We start from the raw sequence: 21,759 nt of genomic DNA, 5'->3' as shown, positions 1-21,759 counted from the left end.
GGTAGGGCGAGGCCGACGGCCCGGAAAGGCAGGAAAACCCTATTCGGCGGCGATCTGGGCGGGGTCCGCCAGGGCCACGAGGTCCAGCATGATGCGGTTCAGCTGGAAATCCTTGGGGGTGTAGACCTGGGCCACGCCCATCGCCTTCAGGGTTTTCGCGTCGTCGTCCGGGATGATGCCGCCGACGACGAGGGGCTGGGCAAGGCCCGCCTCCCGCATCAGGTCCAGCGTTTCGCGGATCAGCGGCAGGTGGCTGCCGGACAGGATGGAAAGGCCGATCACGTCGGGCTGTTTCTCGGTCGCGGCGGTGACGATTTCCTGCGGGGTGAGGCGGATGCCGTCGTAGGTGATCTCCATCCCGCAGTCGCGCGCGCGGGCGGCGATCTGTTCGGCGCCGTTGGAATGGCCGTCAAGGCCGGGCTTGCCGAGGAGGAGCCGGAGCGGGCGGCCGAGTTTGGTGGCGACTTGCGCCACGGCGTCGCGGACGGGTTCCAGGCCTTCGGTGCGGTTTGAGGGGTTGCGGGAGACGCCGGTCGGTGCGCGGTATTCGCCGTAGAGATGGCGCATCGCGCCGCCCCATTCGCCGGTGGTGACGCCCGCCTTGGCGCAGAGGATGGAGGCGGGCATGATGTTCTGGCCCGATTGCGCGGCCTGCCGCAGTGCGGCGAGGGCTTCGGCAACTTTCGCCGGATCACGGGTCGCGCGCCAGTCGGCGAGGCGGGCGCATTGGTCGGCTTCAGCCTTGGGATCGGCGGTCATGATCGCGCCGTCGCCGGTGGTCAGCGGCGAAGGTTCGGAGGTGGTGAAGCGGTTGACGCCGACGACGGTGGTTTCGCCGGATTCGATCTTGGCGAGGCGTTCGGCATTGGCCTCGACCAGACGGGATTTCATGTAGGCGATGGCGGCGACGGCGCCCCCCATCGCGTCGATATGGGCGAGTTCTTCCAAGGCTCCGGCCTTCAGCGCATCGACCTTGCGGTCCACGGCGGGGTTGCCGTCGAAAAGGTCGTCGTAGTCGAGAAGGTCGGTCTCGTAGGCGAGGATCTGCTGCATCCGCAGCGACCATTGCTGGTCGAAGGGGCGGGGCAGGCCCAGGGCCTCGTTCCAGGCGGGAAGCTGCACGGCGCGGGCGCGGGCGTTCTTGGAAAGGGTGACGGCCAGCATCTCGATGAGGATGCGGTAGACGTTGTTCTCCGGCTGCTGTTCGGTCAGGCCGAGGGAGTTGACCTGCACCCCGTAGCGGAAGCGGCGATGCTTGGCGTCGGTGATGCCGTAGCGGGTTTCCAGAAGCTCGTCCCAAAGCGCGGTGAAGGCGCGCATCTTGCACAGTTCGGTCACGAAGCGGATGCCGGCATTGACAAAAAACGACATTCTTCCCGCCATCGCGGGGAAATCTGCCGCTGGTACTTTCACTTTCAGATCATCAAGGACCGCACAGGCGGTGGCGAGGGCGAAGGCCAGCTCCTGTTCCGGCGTGGCCCCGGCCTCTTGCAGGTGGTAGCTGCAGACGTTCATCGGGTTCCACTTCGGCAGGTGTTTCCCGGTATAGGCGGCGACATCGGTGATCAGGCGGAGGGACGGCTGCGGCGGCAGGATGTAGGTGCCGCGCGAGAGATATTCCTTGATGATGTCGTTCTGCACGGTGCCTTGCAGGGCGGCGATGTCGGCGCCCTGCTCCTTGGCCACGGCGATATACAGCGCCAGGAGCCAGGGGGCGGTGGCGTTGATCGTCATCGAGGTGTTCATCTGGTCGAGCGGGATGTCCCGGAACAGGGCCCGCATGTCGCCAAGATGGGCGACGGGGACGCCGACCTTGCCGACCTCTCCCCGGCTACGCGGGTCGTCACTGTCGTAGCCGGTCTGGGTCGGCAGGTCGAAGGCGACGGAGAGGCCGGTCTGACCCTTGGCGAGGTTCGTGCGGTAAAGCGCGTTCGAGGCCGCGGCGGTGGAATGGCCGGCATAGGTGCGGAAGAGCCAGGGTTTTTCGGACATGAGGACCTCGCGAGTCGGGCGGGTAATTTTATTGCGCTGATGATGGCATATGGGAAAGATCGTGCCAATGTCAATCGCTGCGCTGCGGCGTTGCTCCTCGTGCGCCTTCGGCTTCTCGTCGCTGGGGTCTTCCGAGGAGTGACGAAGTCATCGACGAGGTTGCCGGTATGGGGCAGGGTGAGACCATGTTCGGCACGGTGGCGGTTCCGGTCTGGTTGCTTGTCCTGATCCTCGGCTTCGCGGCGGTCAGTTTTGCCACGCATTTCCTGTTTCCAAGTGTGCGTTGGTTCTTCCGGCGCCGGGCGGAGAAGGCACTGGCGCGGTTGAACGCGCGGTTGGACCGGAAGATCGACCTGTTCAAGCTGGCGCAAAGGTCGGACATGGTGGCGCGGCTGGCCTATGACCGGACGGTCGTCGAGGCGGCGATGGCGCAGGCGGCGGAATCCGGGGTGCCGGGGGAAGTGGCCTTCGAGGAGGCGCATCGCTATGCCCGCGAGATCGTGCCGGGGTTTTCGGCCACGGTCTACTTCGGCTTCGGCACAAGGGCGGCGAAGTGGCTGTCGCGGCTGTTGTTCCGGGTGCGGGTCGGCAAGGTGGACCGGGCGCTGGAGCGGATCGACCCGAAGGCCACGGTGATCTTCGTGATGAACCATCGTTCGAACGTGGATTATGTGCTGGTGACCTGGCTGGTCGCGGGGCGGTCTGCCGTCAGCTATGCGGTGGGAGAATGGGCGCGGGTCTGGCCGCTCTCGGCGCTGATCCGGTCGATGGGGGCCTATTTCATCCGGCGGGGCAGCCGGAACGCTTTGTATCGCAAGGTGCTGGCGCGCTATGTGCAGATGGCGACCGAGGAAGGCACGACGCAGGCGATGTTCCCGGAAGGCGGGCTGTCGCTGGACGGGCGGGTGGGGCCCGCGAAGCTGGGGCTGATCAGCTATATCGTCGAGGGCTGGACGCCGGAGTCGCGCGACGTGGTCTTCGTGCCGGTGGGCCTTGGCTATGACCGGGTGCTCGAGGACCGGGTGCTGGTCGACGCGGCGCAGTCGGGCACGCGGCGCTTCAGGAACCGGCCGTTCTGGGTGGCGCTGCACGCGGTGCGGTTCCTGTGGGCGCGGTTCCGGGGACGGACGAAGGGTTTCGGGACGGCGGCGGCGGGGTTCGGCGCTCCGGTTTCCTTGCGGGCGCATCTGGCGGAGGGGGGGACAGTCGAGGGGCTGGGCGAGCGGCTGATGGCGGCGATCGGCGCCGTGGTTCCTGTGCTGCCGGTGCCGCTGGTGGCCCGCGCGCTGGGTGACGGCGCGGCGAGCCGGGACGAGCTGCGGGGGCGGGTCGAGGCGCTGGTTCAGCGGTTGCAGGCGGCGGGGGCGGTGCTGAAGCTGCCACCGCAAGGCGTGGGCGCGGTGCTGGACGAAGGGCTGGCGCCGCTGATCCGGCGCGGGCTGGTAACGGCGGAGTTGCAGCCGGTGCCCGTCGAACGCCCACTGCTGGACTTCTACGCGGCTTCGGTGCCGGAGATCGGCATTGCTGCGACGCCGCAGACATAAAATTTCAATATTACTGGTTCCGACTATTGCAAAATTGCGCGATGGAGTTTTATCTGCCGTCAAGGGCGCGGCGATTCTGCGGCGCGGCATCTGACCTGGAGGCTTAGTTGGCTTTGGACACGCAAACTGCACCCGTCACCTACGACGCGCCGAAGAAGGACCTCTACGAGCTGGGCGAGATGCCCCCGATGGGCCATGTGCCGAAGCAGATGTATGCCTGGGCGATCCGCCGGGAGCGGCACGGCGCGCCGGAACAGGCGATGGTGCAGGAGGTGGTCGACACCTGGAGGATCGACAGTCACGAGGTGCTGGTCCTGGTGATGGCGGCAGGCGTCAACTACAACGGTGTCTGGGCTGGGCTGGGCCAGCCGATCAGCCCCTTCGACGGGCACAAGGCGGCCTATCATATCGCGGGCTCGGATGCTGCGGGCATCGTCTGGGCGGTGGGCGACAAGGTGAAGCGCTGGAAGGTCGGCGACGAGGTGGTGATCCACTGCAACCAGGACGATGGCGACGACGAGGAATGCAACGGCGGCGACCCGATGTTCAGCCCCAGCCAGCGGATCTGGGGCTATGAGACGCCGGACGGGTCGTTCAGCCAGTTCACCCGGGTGCAGGCGCAGCAGCTGATGCCGCGCCCGAAGCACCTGACCTGGGAGGAATCGGCCTGCTACACGCTGACGCTGGCGACGGCCTACCGGATGCTCTTCGGCCACGCGCCGCATGACCTGCAGCCGGGGCAGAACGTGCTGGTCTGGGGCGCGTCGGGGGGCCTGGGGTCCTATGCGATCCAGTTGATCAACACGGCGGGGGCGAATGCGATCGGGGTGATCAGCGACGAGTCGAAGCGCGATTTCGTGATGTCGCTGGGCGCCAAGGGCGTGATCAACCGCAACGAGTTCAAGTGCTGGGGGCAGCTGCCCAAGGTCAACTCGGAGGAGTACAACGCCTGGCTCAAGGAGGCGCGGCGCTTCGGCAAGGCGATCTGGGACATCACCGGCAAGGGCGTGAACGTCGACATGGTGTTCGAGCATCCGGGCGAGGCGACTTTCCCGGTGTCCAGCCTGGTCTGCAAGAAGGGCGGCATGGTGGTGATCTGCGCCGGGACCAGCGGGTTCAACTGCACCTTCGACGTGCGCTACATGTGGATGCACCAGAAGCGCCTGCAGGGCAGCCACTTCGCGCATCTGAAGCAGGCGGCGGCGGCCAACAAGCTGATGTGCGAGCGGCGGCTCGACCCCTGCATGTCCGAGGTCTTTCCCTGGGCCGAGATTCCGCGGGCGCATACGCTGATGTGGAAGAACCAGCACAAGCCGGGCAACATGGCGGTGCTGGTTCAGGCGCCGCGCACCGGGTTGCGGACGTTCGAGGACACGCTTGAGGCGAGCAAATCCAGTTGAACTCTACCTTTAACAACCAATTCACCCATCGCCCGGATATCTGTGCTTAAGTGAGTCGCCGTGGTCTGGCCGTTCTGAATGGCCGGACCGGGGGCGGCACAGATATCGGGCCGAGGGGTTGAATGCGTCACGACTGGGTCTTCGACGTTCTGTCGGATCTACTTTCCTATGCGACCCAGAACGGCCTGCCCCGGCTGGCGTCCAAGGTCTCGGAAACAATCGACGTGGCGAGGGACGAGATCGCCGCTGCGGGCGAGGCGCCGGACGAGCCGCCGAAGCCGCCGACGAAGGGCCGCAGGATGCACTGACCCTACCGCTTGGGTCTTGCAACGGCTATGGTCGCCAGATGCAGTCCCCCGCGCTGATCTTTTCCGACGACCAGGCCGAGGCTTACGACCGGTTGGCCGCCGCTTTCGTCGGGGCCGGGATCGACCTGGGCGAGGGGGAGCTGACGCCCCTGGCCGAGGGGCGAACCTCGGTCCTGGCGGTGGTGGGTAAGGCCGGGTCGGGCAAGACCATGCTGCTGGCGGAGCTGTACCGGGGCCTGAAGGCGGCTGGGGTCGAGGTGATCTCGGGCGACTACGAGGGGAAGAAGCGCAAGGACCGGCGGACGCTGGCGATCCTGGCACCGACCAACAAGGCGGCAAGCGTGTTGCGGCTGCGCGGGGTGCCGGCGACGACGATCCACCGGATTTTGTACACGCCGGTCTACGACCCGGAATACGAGAAGATCGCCGAGTGGCTGGCGGGGACCGGGACGCGGCCCGTCATCGACAGTCTGGCGATTGCGGGGCTGACCGATCTGGCGCTGGACCGGGCGCATGCGTTCTACCAGCAGGTTGCCTCGATTCCCGGTGCGCTGGCGGCGGCGGGGTTGAAGGGCAGCGATTTCATCAAGGGCTGGAAGCGGCGGGAGGAGCCGCTGGATGTGGGCTTCGTGGATGAGTCGTCGATGCTGGACGAGCGCCAGTTCGAAGACCTGCGCGAGATCTTCCCGACGCTGGTCCTGTTCGGCGACCCGGCGCAGCTGGCCCCGGTCGGGCAGTCGGGTGAGATGGTGTTCGACAAGCTGTCCGAAGGGCGCAAGCTGGTGCTGCACCGCATCCACCGGCAGACCGAGGACAACCCGATCCTGGACCTGGCCCATGCGCTGGGGGACGAGCGGATCGGGTTCGAGGAGTTCGAGCGGCTGGTCGAGGAGACGGCGCGCAAGGACGACCGGGTGGTCTGGGCGGAGCGGGTGGAGGCGGCGCTGATGGCGCGCTCGCCGGTGCTGGTCTGGCGCAACGCCACGCGGGTGCGGCTGATCCAGGCGTTTCGCAGCGCTTACGGCGCGCCGGAGGACCAGCTTCTGCCGGGAGAGCCGCTGATCTGCGACGGGATCGAGCTGCCGCTCAAGCATCGCAAGAAGCGGATCGACCTGGAGGCGCGGGGGCTGATCAAGGGCGCGCAGGTGATCTATCTGGGCGAGGGCAACCGCGAGGGCTTTGCCCGGCTGCATGTGGTGGGGGCGGAGGAGCCGCAGGTTTCGGCGGCCTCGATCATCAAGATCGAGAAGCCGGACGAGGAGGAGCCGTTCATCCCGCACGCCGCGCGGATGGGGGCGGCCTTCCTGCACGGGGCGGCGGTGACGATCCACAAGGCGCAAGGCAGCCAGTGGGAAGAGGTGCAGGTCTTCGCGCCGGACCTTGCCGCCGCCGCCTATTCCGGGCGGTCCGAGGCCGGGGTGCCGCTGTGGAAGCGATTGGCCTATGTGGCGATCACCCGGGCGCAGCACCGGCTGCATTGGGTGGTGCGCAACCGGCTGGCGCGGCCTTCGGGGCCGTTGTCGATCGACGATCTGAAGCGGGCGCCGTCACCCTTGGCCTTGGGCGAGGAGTGAGGCTTTTCCTTCCGGACGCTTGGGCGTAGGGTCCGGCCAAGACAGGAGGCTTTCGATGGCTTTGGTATTCGTCCAGTTCCGCTGCACCCCCGGCCAGACCTATGCGGTCGCCAATGCGATCTGGGACCGGGAAGTGGTGAGCGAGCTGTATTCCACCAGCGGCGACTACGACCTGATCGCCAAGGTCTACATCCCCGAGGGCGAGGACACCGGGCATTTCCTGTCGTCGCGGCTGTTCGACATTCCGGGCATCCAGCGGACACTGACGACGATGACGTTCAAGGCGTTCTGAAGGCGGCTCTGGCCGGGCCGGGCAGAATGAGTATTTGAACCAAGAGGAAGCTGTGGCGTTCTCAGAGCCAGGCGCCGCGGTCGGTGCCGACGGCCATCGCGACAGTGGCAAAGCCATCGCGGGCGAGGAGCGCATCCAGACCGCGGGCGACTTCGGGGATCAGGGAAATGCCCCGGTAGACCATCGCGGTGTAAAGCTGCACGGCAGAAGCGCCAGCGCGGATCTTCTGGTAGGCTTCCTCGGCACTGCTGATGCCGCCGACCCCGATCAGCGGCAAGAGGCCGTGGGTCAGTTGCGACAGCTGCGCCAGCACGCGGGTAGACTTTTCGAACAATGGCGCGCCGGACAGGCCACCGGCTTCGCCCCGGCTTGCAGATTTCAAACCTTCGCGGGAAAGCGTTGTGTTGGTGGCGATGATCCCGGAGATGCCGGAGGCAAGCGCGACCTCGGCGATCTGGGCGAGATCGTCGGGCGTCAGGTCGGGGGCGATCTTCAGGAAGACCGGGACCGGGTGGGGCAAGGTGGCGCGCGCCTCCATCACCCCTTTCAGCAGCGCTGTCAGCGCCGCCGCGCCTTGCAGGTCACGCAGGCGTTCCGTGTTGGGCGAACTGACGTTGACGGTGGCGAAGTCGACATGCGGGCCGCAGGTCGCGAGCACCTTGGCGAAATCGGCGGCGCGGCTTTCCGAGGTCTTGTTGGCACCAAGGTTCAGACCGACCGGCACCGGACCGCGCGGATGTTGCGCGAGGCGGGCCGAGATCGCGGTCATGCCCTCGTTGTTGAAGCCGAAGCGGTTGATTGCCGCGCGATCCTCGGTCAGGCGGAAAAGGCGCGGGCGTGGGTTGCCGGGTTGCGGCAGGGGGGTGGCGGCGCCGACCTCGATGAAGCCGAAGCCCGCGCGGGACAGGGGGGCGAGCGTGGTGGCGTTCTTGTCGTAGCCCGCGGCGAGGCCGACCGGGTTCAGGAGCGGCATCCCGGCGAGGGTGGTGTGCAGCCGGGGCAGGTCGACCGGGCCGGGCAGCGGCGCGAGACCGGAACGGAGAGCCAGGAGCGACAGCGCATGGGCGCGTTCGGGGTCGATGCGGTGCAGGAGCGCGAGGCCGGTCCGCTCCAGCAGGCTCACAGCAGGCCCTCGGGGAAGATGTGGCCGGTGGCGCCAAGGGGCAGAGACTTGTCCCAGACCACCTCGTCCAGCCACAGGGCGCGGTAAAGATGCGGGAAAAGCTGGCCACCGCGCGAAGGCTCCCATTTCAGGGCGGGACCCAGCCGGTCGGGGTCGAAGGCGACCAGCACGAGGTCGCTTTCTGTGGCGAACCACTTGGCGGCGGTCTCGGCCACCTGGGAGGGGGTGGAGAAGTGGATGTAGCCGTCGGCCAGGTCGATCGGCGCGCCCAAGGTTTCCCCGGCAGCGCGGAAGGCATCCCATTCGGGGCGGCGAAAGATCTTGAGGATCAGCATGGGGGCCGAATAGCGAAGCGGAAGGAACCTGGCAATGGTCTGCGGCCTGTCATGGGCCTGACACCGCCGGAGGTGATGTTCCTTTGACACCGGCGGCGCTCGGGGCGCAATGTTGCGCATTCAACAGAACAATCGCAGGGAGAATCGCGATGCGCGGAATTTCAAGGCTGGCCATTCTTGCAGCACTGGTCGCGGGGCCGACGGGCGCCGAGACGGTGAAGCTGACGCTTCTGGGCGTGGGCGATGTCTACAATTTCGAGGAAGAGGACGGTCGCGGCGGCTTTGCCCGGCTGAACGCGGTGGCGAAGGCCGAACGCGCCGCGAACCCGAACACGCTTTACCTGTTCGACGGGGACATGCTGTCGCCCTCGCTGGCCTCGGGGTTCGACCAGGGGCAGAACACCATCGACTTCACCAATCTGGTGCCCTTCGACCTTGCGGTGCCGGGCAACCACGAGTTCGACTTCGGGCCGGAGAATTTCGCGGCGAAGATGAAGGCGTCGAAATACCCCTGGGCCGCGATCAACATCACCAAGGATGACGGCAGCCCGGTGGAGGGTCTGGGCGGAGTCACGGTGAAGGAGGTCGGCGGGCTGAAGGTGGCATTGATCCCCTTGGCGCAGGACACCTCGCCCGAGGTAAGCTCGACCGGCAGCCTGAAGTTCCTGCCCACGGTCGAAACCGGCATCGCGGCGGCGAAGAAGGCGCGGGAAGACGGGGCGGACATCGTCGTGGCGGTCGCGCAGACCGACATGGAAAATGACCGGGCGCTGATGGCGAGCCATGCCTTCGACGTGATCCTGTCGGGCGACGACCATTCCTATGCCACCGCCTATGACGGGGTGACGGCCTATGTCGAGACCAGCATCGACGGGCAGTTCCTGTCGCCGCTCGACCTGGTGGTCGAGGTCAAGACGACCGACGACGGCAAGCGCGAGATCAGCTGGGTGCCCGGCTTCCGCTTCATCGACACGGCGTCGGTGACGCCTGACCCCGAGTCTGTCGCGATGGCGGATGCGCTGCGGGCCAAGATGGACGCGAACCTGAACGTCGAGATCGGCACGGTCGAGGCCCCGCTGGACAGCCGCCGCAATGTCGTGCGTTCGGAGGAAAGCACGATGGGCGACCTGATCGCGGATGCGATGCGCGCTGCGACGGGGGCGGATATCGCGATCATGAACGGTGGCGGGATCCGGGGCGACACGACCTATGATCCGGGCCGCAAGCTGACGCGGCGCGACATCCTGACCGAACTGCCCTTCGGCAACGTGACCGTGGTGACGGAACTGCCGGGAAGCCAGGTGCTGCTGGCGCTGGAGAACGGGGTGAGCCAGGTCGAGAAGGGCGCAGGCCGCTTTGCGCAGGTTTCGGGGCTAAGCTACGCCTTCGATGCGGCGGCAGAGCCGGGCAGCCGGGTGAGCGAGGTGATGGTGGGCGGTGCGCCACTGGAGGCCGACAAGCTCTACAAGGTGGCGGTCAACGACTACATCCTGGGCGGCGGCGATGGCTATGCCGCGCTGGGGGGCGGCCGCATCATCACCGACGGCCCGACGGGGCAGCTCGTCGCGAATGACGTGATGGCCTATGTCGAGAAGCTGGGGACGGTGAAGCTGGCCGTCGAGGGGCGGATCAAGAAGCTGGGCCAGTAGGCTGGCAGCTTGTCGTCCGACTTCGTTGCACCTCGCGGGGGTCCTGCCGAAGTGGACGTGCGTTGGACGACGAGCGATCCGTCAAGGCAGCGCCACCGACTGCAGGGCCCGGTCGCGGCCCTCTTCTTCGCCGGGTTCGCTCGCACCCGGCGCTGCGCCGGATCGGTGCGAGCTGGGCAAGACGGAAGGCCTGACCTTGACTTGGTCTTTGGCCCCGGATCGCCTATCCTCGGACCATGTGCGGTCGCTTCACCATCACCCATCCGAACGAGGCGTTGGCGGCACTGTTCGACGCCGTGCCGGGCAATGATCTGCCGGTTGGGCCGAACTTCAACGTCTGCCCGACGAACAGCGTGGCTGTGGTGACCTCGGAGGCTGGGCAACGGCGGCTCAGGGCGATGCGCTGGGGGTTCATTCCAACCTGGTACAAGGCGCCGAACGACGGGCCCCTGATCATCAATGCAAGGGCGGACACGGTGGCAACGAAGCCTGCCTTCCGCGAAGCGATCCGCGCGCGGCGCTGCATCGTCCCTGCCTCGGGCTTCTACGAATGGAGCGAGGGCGACAAGGGCGCGCGGTTGCCCTGGTATTTCACCCGCGCGGATGGCCTGCCAATGGCGCTGGCCGGGGTCTGGCAGCGCTGGGGGGAGATGGACACCGTTGCCATCGTCTCGACCGAGGCGGGGCCGGGGATGGCGCAGGTGCATCACCGCGAGCCGGTGGTGCTGGAACGGGCGGACTGGCCGCTCTGGCTGGGCGAGGCGGGGCACGGGGCGGCGGCGCTGATGCAGGCCTCGGCCGAAGGGGTGATGGCTGCTCCGTTCCGCGTCGGGGTGGCGGTGAACTCGAACCGCGCCTCGGGGCCGGAGCTGATCAGGCCGGTTGCGGCCTGAGCCGGGACGCCGTCAGCGGGTCGAAATCTCCGGCCCGGCGATGTGCACGGCGAGGAGGCAGCCGTTCGGGGTGTAGGAATGGTGTTCCGTCCCGTCGCGGTAGAAGACCAGATCGCCGGGACCCAGCACCTTGCCGTCATCCTCGATCAACTCGCCCTCGATGATCAGGAACTGTTCGTGGCCGTTGTGAATGTGGCGGCGCGTCGTCATCCCGGCGGGCATCCGGTAGACGTGAAAGCCCTCTCCCAAAGGCAGGCCGCTGTCGAGTTGCAGGATATCGTCGCCGAAGGCCTGGCCGTCGGGATAGACGAAGGGCTGGAATTCAGCGTCGTGGATGTTTGCGATCTTGCGGTCCTCGGGGGCGAAGGTCATCGGCGTGTCTCCATCTAAGTTCGCGTCGGGCGCGGGAAGGTTGCGGTCGGCGAAGAAAAGCTCGGGGTGCAGGCGGTCGTGGGCGGCGGCGACGCGGTAGACCTCAAGCTGCGCGGGGCTGATCCGGCCCCGGACATAGAGGGTCATCGCCCTGCCATAGCGGTCGCGGCCCGAGCCCTTGGCGCCGAGCGGGATGCCCAGGAGCGCGGTCATCCGTTCGCCCGGTAGGCGAGCCGTTCGTCGGCCAGCCTGCGCGCCTCGGCCCGGTTCATGACGATGCCCGCGATGATCACCCCGACTCCGACGGCCAGCACCATCAGCGTCGCCAGCGCGTTGATGTCGGGGGTCACGCCCAGCTTGACCTTGGACCAGATGAGAAGCGGCAGGGTGGTGGAGCCGGGGCCGGTGGTGAAGGAGGTGATCACCACATCGTCGAGCGAGATGGTGAAGGCCAGAAGCCAGCCGGACAGGATGGCGGGAGAGATGACGGGAAGGGTGATGTCGAACAGGACCTGCCAGGGCTTCGAGCCGAGATCCATCGCCGCTTCTTCGATGGCGCGGTCGAATTGCAGCAGGCGGGCCTGGACGATGGTGGTGACGAAGACCATCGAGAAGGTGATGTGCGCCAGGGTGATGGTCGCGAAACCGCGCTGGGCGGGCCAGCCGATCCACTGGGCGAGGAGCAGGAAGAAGATCAGCGAGGAGACCCCGGTGATGACTTCCGGCATGATCAGGGGGGCGGTGACGAGGCCGCTGAACAGCGTCCGGCCCCGGAACCTGCCCATCCGCACCAGCGTGATCCCGGCCAGAGTGCCGAGGATCGTGGCGATGGTGGCGGAGACGAGGGCGATCTTCAGCGACAGCATCAGCGCCTCGATCACCTTGGCATTCGACCAGAGCGCCGCATACCATTTCGTCGAGAACCCGCCCCAGACCGTCGCCAGCCGCGAGGCGTTGAAGGAATAGACGATCATCGACAGGATCGGGACGTAGAAGAAGGCAAAGCCGAAGGCCAGCATCGACAGAAGGAAGGTCGGGCGGCGCTTCATTTCGTGCCCTCCGCCCGCGCCTGGTAGTGGCTGTAGATCATGGTCGGGATGACCATCAGCGCCAGAAGCGCCACCGCCACCGCCGAGGCCATCGGCCAGTCGCGCGCCTGGCTGAATTCGTCCGAGATCACCCGCCCGATCATCGGGGCGGCGGCATCGCCGACCAGCGAGGGGATCACCAGTTCCCCCGCCGCCGGGATGAAGACCAGCAGGCCCCCCGCGATGATGCCGGGGATCGACTGCGGCAGGGTCACGTCGAGGAACACCTGCCAGGGCCGCGAGCCAAGGTCCAGTGCGGCCTCGTCCAGCGTGGGGTCCAGCCGTTCCAGGCTGGCGTAGAGCGGCAGGATCATGAAGGGCAGGTAGGTGTAGACCATCACCAGCACGACGGCGAAGTTCGAATGCATCATCGGCAGCGACTTCACCGCCCAGTCGATCGGGACGATCCAGTTCCAGACATCCGTCAGCGCGGCGTTGAACCAGCTGGATTTGCCCATCAGCCCCATCCAGGCGTAGACCCGCAGCAGGAACGAGGTCCAGAACGGCAGGATCACCAGCATCAACAGGATGTTGCGCCAGCTTTTCGACACCCGGGTCAGCGCCAGCGCCATCGGATAGCCGATAAGCAGGCAGAAGAAGGTCGCCGTCGCGGCGTTCATCAGCGAGATCAGGAAGGCCCGGACATAAAGCGCATCGCCGAAGAGCCGGGCATAGCCGCCAAGGTTGATCCAGGGGTGTTCCCCGCCGAAGGAGAAGGGCGGGGCGGTCGGGGTCTTGGTCGCGACCGACATGGCGACCACGATCAGGAAGGGCAGCAGGAAGAACAGGATCAGCCAGACATAGGGCAGCCCGACGATCAGGTCGGACCAGCCGGTGCGGTCGAACCAGGCTTTCAGCCGTGCCATGTCAATCCCCCAGCACGATGGCGGCGCCGGGCTCGAAGGACAGCCAGACCCTGTCGTCCCAGTCGGCCACCCGCGCCGCCTCGTCGCCCCGGCGGGCGTTCACGGCATGGACCTGCACCAGCGCACCCGAGGGAAGGGTGATGCGATAGAGGCTGTCCTTGCCGAAATAGGCGAGGTCCTTGACCACGCCTTCGACCACATTCGCGGCCTCGGGCCGGGTTTGCGAGATGATGATCTTCTCGAGTCTGAGCGCCAGCGTCACCGCCTGCCCCTCGGTGATCCCCGGCACGTCGCGCGCCAGCACCTCGGTGCCGAAATCCGCCACCTTCAGGCGCAGCTGGCCGCCTTCGCGCCCCAGAACGGTGGCGGCAAAGGTGGTGATCGAGCCGATGAAAGACGCCACGAACCGGTTGGCCGGAAATTCGTAGACCTCGGTCGGGCTGCCGACCTGGCGCACCTCGCCCTTGTCCATCACCGCGATCCGGTCGGCGAGCGTCATCGCCTCTTCCTGGTCGTGGGTCACGACGATGAAGGTGACGCCGGTGCGTTCCTGGATCGACATCAGCTCGAACTGGGTGTGTTCGCGCAGCTTCTTGTCCAGCGCCGCCAGCGGTTCGTCCAGCAGCAAAAGCTTCGGATGCCGTGCCAGCGCCCGTGCCAGCGCCACCCGCTGCCGCTGGCCGCCGGAAATCTGGTGCGCCTTGCGCTTGGCGAAGGGGGTCAGCTGCACCAGATCCAGCATCTCGCGCACGCGGTCGGCGCGGTCGGCCTTGGTCATCTCCTCGTGCTTGAGGCCATAGGCGATGTTGGTCTCGACCGTCATGTGCGGGAACAGCGCATAGGACTGGAACATCATGTGGACCGGGCGCAGCCAGGGCGGCACCCCGGCCATGTCCTTGCCGTCAAGGTAAATGCGCCCCGCCGTCGGCTCCTCGAACCCGGCGAGCATCCGCAGAAGCGTGGTCTTGCCGCAGCCCGACCCGCCCAGCAGCGCGAAGATTTCGCCCTGCGCGACCGACAGCGTCACGTCGCGCACGGCCTGGAATGCGCCGAAGGACTTGGAAACCCCCTCGATCCGCAGAAAGTCCGCGTCAGCCACCTGTCTTGATCTCGGTCCAGATGCGGGTCAGCTGCTCTTCCTGTTCCGGCGTCTGCGGTTTCGGGGTGTAGAGGCGCTTCAGCGTCTCCTCGTCCGGGTAGACCGCCGGGTCGCCCGAGATCGACGGATCGACCAGCGGCGTCGCGGCCTTGTTCGCATTGGCATAGCCGGTGAAATCGGTGCATTTCGCGATCACGTCGGGCCGCAGCAGGAAGTCGATGAACTTGTAGCCGTTCTCGACATTGGCCGCGTCCGAGGGCATGCACCAGAGGTCGAACCAGGCAGGCGCCCCGGTCTTCGGCACGAAATAGGCGAGGTCGATGTCGATCCCCGCCTCGGCCGCCCGGGCCTTGGCCACGCCATAGTCGCCCGACCAGCTGTTGACCGCGCAGACCTCGCCATTCGGCAGGGTCGACAGGTAGTTGGTGTTGTCGAAGGTGGTGATGTACTGGCGGATCGGGGCCATCAACTCGGCCAGCTTGCGGTAGTCGGCCTCGGTCGCGGTGTCGCTGTTGATGCCCAGGTAGCGCAGCGCCATGTAGCCGAAATCGGTCGGGCTATCCAGGATCGACAGCCCGCATTCGGCCAGCTTGGCGGCATTCTCGGGCTTGAACACGGTGTCGAGCGATTCGAGGTCGGCGTCGGGCAGAACCTCCTTCACCAGACCGAGGTTGTAGGCCATCCCGACCGAACCCCAGGTATAGGGCGTGCCATATTCGTTGCCGGGGTCGAAACCTTCGACGATCTTCAGGATCTCGGGGTCGAGATTGCTCCAGCCGGGCAGCTTTGCCCGATCGAGTTTCTGAAAGACGCCCGCCTTCACGAACATCGGCAGGGTCAGCCCCGATTGCAGCACCACGTCATAGCCGGTGGCCCCGGCCAGCATCTTGGCCTGTGCCTCCTCGCTGCTGGCATAGAGATCGTAGATCACCTCGATGCCGGTTTCGGCGGTGAAGTCCTCTAGCGTTGTCTCGCCGATGTAGTCGGCCCAGTTGTAGACGGAGACAGAGCCCCCTTGCGCCCAGGACGGGCGCACCCAGGGCGCGGCAAGGCCTGCACCAAGGCCAAGCAAGGCGGAACGGCGGTTCAAGGGCATGGACAATCCTCCGTTGGTCACGCCTCTGTCGGGCGTTGGCTTATGGTGATCCCGGCGTCAGCGTCTGTCCAGAAGCTCGGCATTGCGGCGGGCGATATCGGCCTCGGGCGGCGGGTCGGACAGCGCCATGACCGGGATCAGGTCGCGCAGTCGGTCGTGATGCGCGCGCAGCCCGTATTCCAGGTCCGACAGGTGGAAGCCGTCGAAGGCGCGGCTGGCCATCGATTCGTTCGACCAGATCGTCAGTTGCTGGTCTTCGGCGGAAGTGTCGCGGTCGATCCGTATTGCCAGATAGCGCGCCAGCCGCTGTTGCCGGGTTTCATCGGCATAGCGGTAAAGCCTGCCGGTCAGCCGGGTCTTGCCCGCCGAGAGCGGAACCTCGTGGTAGAATTGCGCGCCCTCGGGGGTGAAGGCGAAGACGGTGGCCGGGAAGAGGCCGTAGTAGGTCCAGGCCTTCTGCAGGTGCGGTGACAGGCCCTCGGGGTCCTCGGACAACTTGATGTAGTTCCTGACCGACCAGATCCGCCCCGGTCGGTCGCCGAAGGCCCCGCGCGAGAAGTTGATGCCCCCCGCCAGCTGGTGATCCTGGTAGTCGCGGCCGTAAAGGTCCTGCAGGCCGGGATGCGCCAAGGGGACGTGGTAGCCCTCGTTGTCGACATCGCGCACCGATTTCCAGTTCACCGGCAGTTCGGTGATCCAGCGCGAGGGCCCGTCCGACACCAGCGCCTCGCTGCGGTAGGCGGCGAAGTCGGCGGCGAAGGGGGCCAGAAGATCGGCGACGGGCGGTTGCGGTCCCGGCTCGAAGCGCAGGAAGATGAAGCCGTGGAACAGCTCCATCTCGATGGGCTTCAGGCTGAACATCTCGCGGTCGATCCCGCCGAAACTGTCCGGTCGCGAGGCCCCGCGCAGGGTGCCGTCCAGGTTGTAGACCCAGCCGTGGAACGGGCAGACGATGGAGCCCCGGCAAGAGCCCTGCACCCCGTCCACCACCCGCGCGCCCCGGTGGCGGCAGAGGTTGTGGAAAGCGCGCACCACGCCGTCCTGCCCGCGCATGACGACGGCCCGTTCGCCCAGGATGTCGAAGGTCAGCCAGTCGCCATCCTTGGGCAAGTCGCTGACATGGCCGACGACCTGCCAATGGGTCAGGAAGACGCTGCTGCGCTCCAGGGCAAGGACGGCCTCGGAATGATAGGTCCAGGCGGGCAGGCCGCCGCGATCCCAGCTGTTCGGAGTGGGTTCGGTCGGGAACGGCAGATGTGCGGTCATTCCAGCCTCGTTCGAAACGCGATCCGCCCCGACAGCAATCTGCTTTGGTCTGCCGTCCGGGTCTGCTAACAGTATCTGAACCGACTGACTGAGTTGTCAATCAGATTTGTGACCGTAGTGAGGTCTGCCGTGCAAGATGATGTCTCCCGCCCGCCCCGCACCCTGTCGCGCAGTCTGCGGCGCCACCAGGTGATCGAGGCGACGCTCGTCACCCTCGCGAACCGGGGCCTTGCCCGGCTGACCCTGACCGAAGTCGCGCGCCAGGCCGGGATAAGCCACGGGCTCGTGCTGTTTCACTTTGAAAGCAAGGAGAACCTTCTGGCCGAGACGCTGGCTTTCCTGGCCGGGGAATATGCGCGGAACTGGCAGGACGCGCTCAACTCCGCCGGGCCGGATCCGGCGGACCGGCTGCTTGCGTTGATCGAAGCCGACTTTCGGCAGGGGATCATCACGCCGACCCGGCTGGCCGCCTGGTGCGCCTTCTGGGGCGAAGCGCAAAGCCGTCCGGCCTATCAGCGCCTCTGCGGCGACAACGATGCCGCCTATATCCGCCAGCTGGAGAGCCTGTGCACGGCATTGGTGCGGGAAGGCGGGTATCCGCTTGATCCGATCCACGCCGCGCGAATCCTGCGCCTTGTGCTGGAGGGCAGCTGGGTCGACATGTTGATCGCCGAGCCACGGATATCGGCGTCCGACGCGCGGCAGACCGTGCTGGCGACGCTGGCGTTGTGCTTCGGTCGGCATTTCCGGCTGGATGGGCAGCAGGTGGCGCGGATCGATCCGGCGACGGCGCCCCGAGCAGGCGCTGCAATCGCGCCGGGTGACGCAGGCCCGACCGGCCGCCGCCGTGCCGTGCGGGGAGCGGCGGTGCCGCTTTGCGAAGGCTGATACGTCTCGGACCGGAACGCGGGCCGGTGGACGCACTCGCCGCCGGACGCTATCACGCGGCTGACCGTGTTCTTGCGAAAAGGACTCTCCCATGACCTCCGTGTTCCTGACCGCGCAAGCCGTGCTGCCCGACGACGCGGACCGCGCGATCCTTGTCGGGCGCGTCTGGTCTGAGGCAGAAGGGGGGCCGTGCCCGGCTTTGCTGCGCGAGGGGCGGTTTTTCGACCTGACTGGCATTTCCGCGACTGTCTCGGGTTTGATGGAGATCGACGGGATCGCCGACCGGCTGGCGACGACCGGGGGCCTGCCGGACCTTGGCTCGCTGGACGATGCGCTGGCGGGGCGGGGGCTGCGGCTTCTGGCGCCCATCGACCTGCAGGCGGTGAAGGCGGCGGGTGTGACCTTCGCCGACAGCATGGTCGAGCGGGTCATCGAAGAGCAGGCCAAGGGCGATGCGGCCCGCGCGCAGGAGATCCGCGACCGGCTGGCTCCGGTGATCGGTTCCAGTCTCAGGGGCGTGGCTGCAGGGTCTGACAAGGCGCGGGAGGTGAAGCGGGTGCTGCAGGGCATGGGGCTCTGGTCGCAGTATCTGGAAGTGGGGATCGGGCCGGACGCCGAGATCTTCACCAAGGCGCAGCCGATGGCCTCGGTGGGATGCGGGGCGGATGTGGGGATCCATCCGATCTCGGACTGGAACAACCCCGAGCCGGAGGTGGTGCTGGTGGTCCGTTCGGACGGGGCGATCCTTGGGGCCAGCTTGGGCAACGACGTGAACCTGCGCGACGTGGAGGGGCGGTCGGCGCTGCTTTTGGGGAAGGCCAAGGACAACAATGCCTCGTGTGCGGTGGGGCCGTTCCTGCGGCTCTTCCACGGCGGGTTCGACATCGCGGCGCTGGAGGGGGTTCGGGTCTCGCTGCGGGTGACGGGAGAGGACGGGTTCGAGATGGTGGGGGAAAGCGACCTGGCGGCGATCAGCCGGAAACCGGCGGAGCTGGTCCGGCAGATGCTGAACCGGAACCACCAGTATCCCGACGGGGCGGTGCTGTTCCTGGGGACGATGTTCGCCCCGGTGAAGGACCGGCGCGGGGCAGGGCAGGGGTTCACCCATGAGCTGGGCGATCTGGTGGAAATCGCGACCCCGTTGCTGGGACGGCTCGTCAACCGGGTCCGGCGGACGGATGACTGCCCGGAATGGACCTTCGGGACCCGGGAACTGGTGCGGAATCTCGTGGCCCGGGGCCTGGGAGACCGCATCTGACCGCGAGATGTCCACGGTGGACAGTTCAGGATAACATAGCCCTTTCAAAATCTTGCGCGTGGGCGTTAGGGATTTGGAAAGGACTGGTCCGCGTGGTGCGCCCGTGTCAGTCGCCCGCCGGACCGAGAAAGTCGAAATCGCAGCCCTCGGTCGCCGATGTGACATGTTCGTTGTAGAGGCGGGCATAGCCACGCGCGGGCTGATAGGCCGGGCTGGCGGGTTCCGACCCGCGGCGCATCAGGGTCGCTGCGTCGACCAGGAGGTCGACGCGCTTGGCGCTGGCTGACAGGCGGATGCGGTCGCCCGTCCTGACCAGCGACAGCGGGCCGCCGACCGCCGCCTCGGGCGAGACATGGAGGACGATGGTGCCGAAGGCGGTGCCCGACATGCGCGCGTCCGAGATGCGGACCATATCCTTCACCCCCGCTTGCGCCAGCTTCTTCGGAATCGGCAGGTAACCCGCCTCGGGCATGCCGGACGGGCTTTTCGGCCCGGCGTTCTGCAGGACCAGAATGTCGTCGGCAGCCACGTCCAGATCGGGGTCGTCGATGCGCGCGGCAAGGTCTTCCAGCGAGGTGAAGACCACTGCGCGGCCCTCATGCTCCAGCAATGCCTCGGTCGCCGCAGCCCGTTTCAGGATTGCCCCTTCGGGTGCCAGACTGCCACGCAGAGCGATCAGGCCACCGACCGGCGAGATCGGGTTCTTCGCCTCGCGGATCACCGCGCGGTCGATGGGATCGGTCAACGGACGGGCCAAACGCTCGGCCAGCGTCTGTCCGGTGATGCTGCGGGTTTCGGTTTCAAGCTGCGGCGCAATCTCGCGCAGCACGCCTTCAAGCCCCCCGGCATAGTGGAAATCCTCCATGTAGCCCGCGCCGACCGGCTTGAGGTCGACGAGAACCGGGGTTTCGTCGGACCGCCGGTTGAAATCGTCGAGGTCGAGTTTCATCCCGATCCGCCCGGCGATGGCGGCCATGTGCACCACGGCATTGGTCGAGCCCGACACGGCGAGCAGCACACGCTCCGCGTTGCGGATCGCCGCCGGTGTGATCACTTCGGAGGGCTTTGGTCCGCCCGTCATCGCCATCCGTGCCGCCAGGGCTCCGGTTTCTTCGCAATTGCGCAAGCGGTCGGCGTGAACCGCCGGGATCGCGGCAGAGCCGGGCAGCAGCATCCCCAGCGTCTCGGCCATCAGTGCCATCGTCGAGGCGGTGCCCATCACGGCACAGGTGCCGGAGGTTACGGCGAGCCGCCCCTCGACCTGCTCGATCTCCTCGGCCGAGACCTTGCCGGCGCGGAAACTGCCCCAGAACCGGCGGCAATCGGTGCAGGCGCCCAGCCGTTCGCCGCGGTGACGGCCGGTCATCATCGGCCCGGCCACCACCATCGCGGCGGGCTTGTCGGCGGAAATCGCTCCCATCAGCATCGCGGGCACCGTCTTGTCGCAGCCGCCCATCAGCACGACGGCATCCATCGGCTGGGCGCGGATCATCTCTTCCACCGCCATCGCCATCAGGTTGCGGTAGACCATCGAGGTGGGCGACAGGAAGACCTCGCCAAGGCTGATCACCGGGAAGGTCACGGGCAGGGCGCCTGCGGCAAGGACGCCGCGCTTCACCGCCTCGATCATCTCGGGGAAATGGCGGTGGCAGTTGTTGAACCCGCTCTCGGAGGTGCAGATGCCGACGATGGGCTTGTCGAGCGCTGCCCCGGTGTAGCCCATCGACTTGGCGAAGGATCGGCGCAGGTAGCGCGCGAAGTCGCGGTCGCCGTAGTTGGTCAGCCCGTTCTCAAGGCCCTTCGGTTTCGTCATTCTCGGGTTCCTTCAGGCAAGGCTCAGACGGTGGCGGGTGTATTTGGGCGTCAGGTAGTCGAGGATGCCCAGGCTGCCGCCTTCGCGCCCGAAGCCGGATTGCCTGGTGCCGCCGAAGGGGGCCTCGGCGGTGGCGAGCAGGGTTTCGTTGATGCCGACCATGCCTGCCTCCAGCGCCTCGGCGGTGCGGGCGGCGAGCGCGGCGTTTTCGGTGAAGACATAGGCGGCAAGGCCGAATTCGGTGGAATTCGCGCGGGCGATGACGTCGTCGAAATCGTCCCAGGCGGCGATGGGGGCGACCGGGGCGAAGGGCTCCTCGTGCATGATGCGGGCGCTGTCCGGGACGTCGGCCAGGACCGTGGGTTCCAGGAAATGCCCCCGGTTCAGGTGCGCCGGGCGGCTGCCTCCGGCCAGCAGGCGCGCGCCCCTGTCGCGGGCGTCTGCGATCAGGGACAGGGCGCTGTCCACCGCACGGGAGCGGATCATCGGGCCCATCGTCGTGGCCGGGTCCAGCCCGTCGCCGGGGCGGATGGCGTTGGCGACCTCGGTGAAGGCGGTCTCGAAGGCCGGGAGGATCGCGCGGTGAACGTAGAAGCGCGAGGGAGAGATGCAGACCTGGCCGCAATTGCGGAACTTGGTCGCGGCCAGCTTGCGTGCAGCCGCGACGGGATCGCTGTCGGCATGGACGATCACCGGCGCATGGCCGCCAAGCTCCATCGTCACCTTCTTCACGTCATCCGCCGCAATCCGCAGCACCTGCCGCCCGACCCCGACCGAGCCGGTGAGCGAGACCTTGCGGATGGTGGCTGAGCGGATCAGCCGTTCCACCATCGGCACGGCGGGGCCGGTGAGGATCGACAGCACGCCATCGGGCAGACCCGCGGCGACCCGCGCCTCGGCCAG

20 protein-coding genes are annotated in these 21,759 nt (G+C 67.0%); 9 read left to right on the top strand and 11 right to left on the bottom strand.

What is annotated here, in order from left to right; genetic code table 11:
- Nucleotides 1–39: 39 nt before the first annotated feature.
- Nucleotides 40–2,019 carry a methylmalonyl-CoA mutase family protein gene (locus tag ACE3P6_RS15180; RefSeq protein ID WP_374396613.1) on the bottom strand — a complete coding sequence of 660 codons (1,980 nt, stop codon included), beginning with the start codon at nucleotides 2,017–2,019 and terminating at the stop codon, nucleotides 40–42.
- 140 nt (nucleotides 2,020–2,159) lie between these two features.
- Between ACE3P6_RS15180 and ACE3P6_RS15175 the strand changes: the two genes are divergently transcribed.
- The 5 genes from ACE3P6_RS15175 to ACE3P6_RS15155 all read left to right on the top strand — a co-directional run bounded on the left by ACE3P6_RS15175 (nucleotide 2,160) and on the right by ACE3P6_RS15155 (nucleotide 7,110).
- Nucleotides 2,160–3,536 (top strand): 1-acyl-sn-glycerol-3-phosphate acyltransferase, encoded by a 1,377-nt coding sequence (locus tag ACE3P6_RS15175; RefSeq protein ID WP_374396595.1) that lies wholly within the window; start codon nucleotides 2,160–2,162, stop codon nucleotides 3,534–3,536.
- Nucleotides 3,537–3,643: 107 nt separating this feature from the next.
- Complete coding sequence (gene ccrA, locus ACE3P6_RS15170; RefSeq protein WP_374396593.1) at nucleotides 3,644–4,936, top strand: crotonyl-CoA carboxylase/reductase; 1,293 nt, start codon at nucleotides 3,644–3,646, stop codon at nucleotides 4,934–4,936.
- A gap of 122 nt (nucleotides 4,937–5,058) precedes the next feature.
- The gene (locus ACE3P6_RS15165) at nucleotides 5,059–5,244 is read left to right on the top strand and encodes a hypothetical protein (RefSeq protein WP_374396591.1); all 186 of its coding nucleotides are present in this window, start codon (nucleotides 5,059–5,061) and stop codon (nucleotides 5,242–5,244) included.
- A gap of 38 nt (nucleotides 5,245–5,282) precedes the next feature.
- Nucleotides 5,283–6,818 (top strand): ATP-dependent RecD-like DNA helicase, encoded by a 1,536-nt coding sequence (locus ACE3P6_RS15160; protein ID WP_374396589.1) that lies wholly within the window; start codon nucleotides 5,283–5,285, stop codon nucleotides 6,816–6,818.
- Nucleotides 6,819–6,873: 55 nt separating this feature from the next.
- On the top strand, nucleotides 6,874–7,110 hold the full coding sequence (locus ACE3P6_RS15155) for an Lrp/AsnC ligand binding domain-containing protein (protein ID WP_374370593.1): 237 nt from the start codon (nucleotides 6,874–6,876) through the stop codon (nucleotides 7,108–7,110).
- A 61-nt stretch (nucleotides 7,111–7,171) separates the two neighbouring features.
- Here the strand turns inward: ACE3P6_RS15155 and ACE3P6_RS15150 are convergent, their stop codons facing one another.
- Together ACE3P6_RS15150 and ACE3P6_RS15145 are read right to left on the bottom strand one after the other, a co-directional pair.
- The gene (locus ACE3P6_RS15150; RefSeq protein WP_374396586.1) at nucleotides 7,172–8,233 is read right to left on the bottom strand and encodes a quinone-dependent dihydroorotate dehydrogenase; all 1,062 of its coding nucleotides are present in this window, start codon (nucleotides 8,231–8,233) and stop codon (nucleotides 7,172–7,174) included.
- Nucleotides 8,230–8,568, bottom strand: a complete 339-nt coding sequence (locus tag ACE3P6_RS15145) for a DUF952 domain-containing protein (RefSeq protein ID WP_374396583.1) — start codon at nucleotides 8,566–8,568, stop codon at nucleotides 8,230–8,232. Before ACE3P6_RS15145 ends, ACE3P6_RS15150 begins: the two co-directional genes overlap by 4 nt.
- A gap of 149 nt (nucleotides 8,569–8,717) precedes the next feature.
- Here ACE3P6_RS15145 and ACE3P6_RS15140 point away from each other — a divergent pair, with 149 nt between their 5' ends.
- Nucleotides 8,718–10,217, top strand: coding sequence for a bifunctional UDP-sugar hydrolase/5'-nucleotidase (locus tag ACE3P6_RS15140; protein WP_374396580.1), 1,500 nt, complete (start codon nucleotides 8,718–8,720; stop codon nucleotides 10,215–10,217).
- Between the two features lie 236 nt (nucleotides 10,218–10,453).
- Nucleotides 10,454–11,110, top strand: a complete 657-nt coding sequence (locus ACE3P6_RS15135) for an SOS response-associated peptidase (protein ID WP_374396578.1) — start codon at nucleotides 10,454–10,456, stop codon at nucleotides 11,108–11,110.
- Between the two features lie 12 nt (nucleotides 11,111–11,122).
- Here the strand turns inward: ACE3P6_RS15135 and ACE3P6_RS15130 are convergent, their stop codons facing one another.
- From ACE3P6_RS15130 to ACE3P6_RS15105, 6 genes are read right to left on the bottom strand one after another with little or no spacing between them, the layout of a single operon-like run.
- The gene (locus ACE3P6_RS15130) at nucleotides 11,123–11,695 is read right to left on the bottom strand and encodes a cupin domain-containing protein (RefSeq protein ID WP_374396575.1); all 573 of its coding nucleotides are present in this window, start codon (nucleotides 11,693–11,695) and stop codon (nucleotides 11,123–11,125) included.
- Nucleotides 11,692–12,531 (bottom strand): ABC transporter permease subunit, encoded by an 840-nt coding sequence (locus tag ACE3P6_RS15125; protein ID WP_374396572.1) that lies wholly within the window; start codon nucleotides 12,529–12,531, stop codon nucleotides 11,692–11,694. The genes ACE3P6_RS15130 and ACE3P6_RS15125 overlap by 4 nt, the downstream gene beginning before the upstream one ends.
- A complete protein-coding gene (locus ACE3P6_RS15120; RefSeq protein WP_374396569.1) occupies nucleotides 12,528–13,436 on the bottom strand; it encodes an ABC transporter permease in 909 nt (302 codons plus the stop codon). Before ACE3P6_RS15120 ends, ACE3P6_RS15125 begins: the two co-directional genes overlap by 4 nt.
- 1 nt (nucleotide 13,437) lies before the next feature.
- A complete protein-coding gene (locus ACE3P6_RS15115; RefSeq protein ID WP_374396567.1) occupies nucleotides 13,438–14,535 on the bottom strand; it encodes an ABC transporter ATP-binding protein in 1,098 nt (365 codons plus the stop codon).
- Nucleotides 14,528–15,631, bottom strand: coding sequence for a polyamine ABC transporter substrate-binding protein (locus ACE3P6_RS15110; RefSeq protein ID WP_374396564.1), 1,104 nt, complete (start codon nucleotides 15,629–15,631; stop codon nucleotides 14,528–14,530). Before ACE3P6_RS15110 ends, ACE3P6_RS15115 begins: the two co-directional genes overlap by 8 nt.
- Before the next feature lie 57 nt (nucleotides 15,632–15,688).
- The gene (locus ACE3P6_RS15105) at nucleotides 15,689–16,897 is read right to left on the bottom strand and encodes an aromatic ring-hydroxylating dioxygenase subunit alpha (RefSeq protein WP_374396561.1); all 1,209 of its coding nucleotides are present in this window, start codon (nucleotides 16,895–16,897) and stop codon (nucleotides 15,689–15,691) included.
- A gap of 129 nt (nucleotides 16,898–17,026) precedes the next feature.
- Between ACE3P6_RS15105 and ACE3P6_RS15100 the strand changes: the two genes are divergently transcribed.
- Both ACE3P6_RS15100 and ACE3P6_RS15095 read left to right on the top strand, forming a co-directional pair.
- The gene (locus ACE3P6_RS15100; RefSeq protein WP_374396558.1) at nucleotides 17,027–17,785 is read left to right on the top strand and encodes a TetR family transcriptional regulator C-terminal domain-containing protein; all 759 of its coding nucleotides are present in this window, start codon (nucleotides 17,027–17,029) and stop codon (nucleotides 17,783–17,785) included.
- A 91-nt stretch (nucleotides 17,786–17,876) separates the two neighbouring features.
- Nucleotides 17,877–19,043, top strand: coding sequence for a fumarylacetoacetate hydrolase family protein (locus ACE3P6_RS15095; RefSeq protein ID WP_374396555.1), 1,167 nt, complete (start codon nucleotides 17,877–17,879; stop codon nucleotides 19,041–19,043).
- A gap of 106 nt (nucleotides 19,044–19,149) precedes the next feature.
- On the opposite strand, the gene ACE3P6_RS15090 is transcribed toward ACE3P6_RS15095, so the two are convergent.
- Together ACE3P6_RS15090 and ACE3P6_RS15085 are read right to left on the bottom strand one after the other, a co-directional pair.
- The gene (locus tag ACE3P6_RS15090) at nucleotides 19,150–20,856 is read right to left on the bottom strand and encodes a dihydroxy-acid dehydratase (RefSeq protein WP_374396552.1); all 1,707 of its coding nucleotides are present in this window, start codon (nucleotides 20,854–20,856) and stop codon (nucleotides 19,150–19,152) included.
- Between the two features lie 12 nt (nucleotides 20,857–20,868).
- Nucleotides 20,869–21,759: aldehyde dehydrogenase family protein (locus ACE3P6_RS15085; protein ID WP_374396550.1), on the bottom strand; the 891-nt coding region annotated here is incomplete at its 5' end.

Origin of the sequence: Tabrizicola sp., from assembly GCF_041911175.1 — a bacterium.
Taxonomy (GTDB): Bacteria; Pseudomonadota; Alphaproteobacteria; order Rhodobacterales; family Rhodobacteraceae; genus Tabrizicola.
The sequence above is the reverse complement of the archived record's forward strand: the minus strand, read 5'-3'. Positions and strand labels throughout refer to the sequence as shown.

What these genes read in the sequence shown, in the direction of transcription:
- ACE3P6_RS15175 (WP_374396595.1), top strand. Translation starts at nt 2,160, where the DNA reads ATGGGGCAGGGTGAGACCATGTTCGGCACGGTGGCGGTTCCGGTCTGG.
- ACE3P6_RS15165 (WP_374396591.1), top strand. Translation starts at nt 5,059, where the DNA reads ATGCGTCACGACTGGGTCTTCGACGTTCTGTCGGATCTACTTTCCTAT.
- ACE3P6_RS15160 (WP_374396589.1), top strand. Translation starts at nt 5,283, where the DNA reads ATGCAGTCCCCCGCGCTGATCTTTTCCGACGACCAGGCCGAGGCTTAC.
- ACE3P6_RS15155 (WP_374370593.1), top strand. Translation starts at nt 6,874, where the DNA reads ATGGCTTTGGTATTCGTCCAGTTCCGCTGCACCCCCGGCCAGACCTAT.
- ACE3P6_RS15145 (WP_374396583.1), bottom strand. Translation starts at nt 8,568, where the DNA reads ATGCTGATCCTCAAGATCTTTCGCCGCCCCGAATGGGATGCCTTCCGC.
- ACE3P6_RS15140 (WP_374396580.1), top strand. Translation starts at nt 8,718, where the DNA reads ATGCGCGGAATTTCAAGGCTGGCCATTCTTGCAGCACTGGTCGCGGGG.
- ACE3P6_RS15135 (WP_374396578.1), top strand. Translation starts at nt 10,454, where the DNA reads ATGTGCGGTCGCTTCACCATCACCCATCCGAACGAGGCGTTGGCGGCA.
- ACE3P6_RS15130 (WP_374396575.1), bottom strand. Translation starts at nt 11,695, where the DNA reads ATGACCGCGCTCCTGGGCATCCCGCTCGGCGCCAAGGGCTCGGGCCGC.
- ACE3P6_RS15125 (WP_374396572.1), bottom strand. Translation starts at nt 12,531, where the DNA reads ATGAAGCGCCGCCCGACCTTCCTTCTGTCGATGCTGGCCTTCGGCTTT.
- ACE3P6_RS15120 (WP_374396569.1), bottom strand. Translation starts at nt 13,436, where the DNA reads ATGGCACGGCTGAAAGCCTGGTTCGACCGCACCGGCTGGTCCGACCTG.
- ACE3P6_RS15110 (WP_374396564.1), bottom strand. Translation starts at nt 15,631, where the DNA reads ATGCCCTTGAACCGCCGTTCCGCCTTGCTTGGCCTTGGTGCAGGCCTT.
- ACE3P6_RS15105 (WP_374396561.1), bottom strand. Translation starts at nt 16,897, where the DNA reads ATGACCGCACATCTGCCGTTCCCGACCGAACCCACTCCGAACAGCTGG.
- ACE3P6_RS15095 (WP_374396555.1), top strand. Translation starts at nt 17,877, where the DNA reads ATGACCTCCGTGTTCCTGACCGCGCAAGCCGTGCTGCCCGACGACGCG.
- ACE3P6_RS15090 (WP_374396552.1), bottom strand. Translation starts at nt 20,856, where the DNA reads ATGACGAAACCGAAGGGCCTTGAGAACGGGCTGACCAACTACGGCGAC.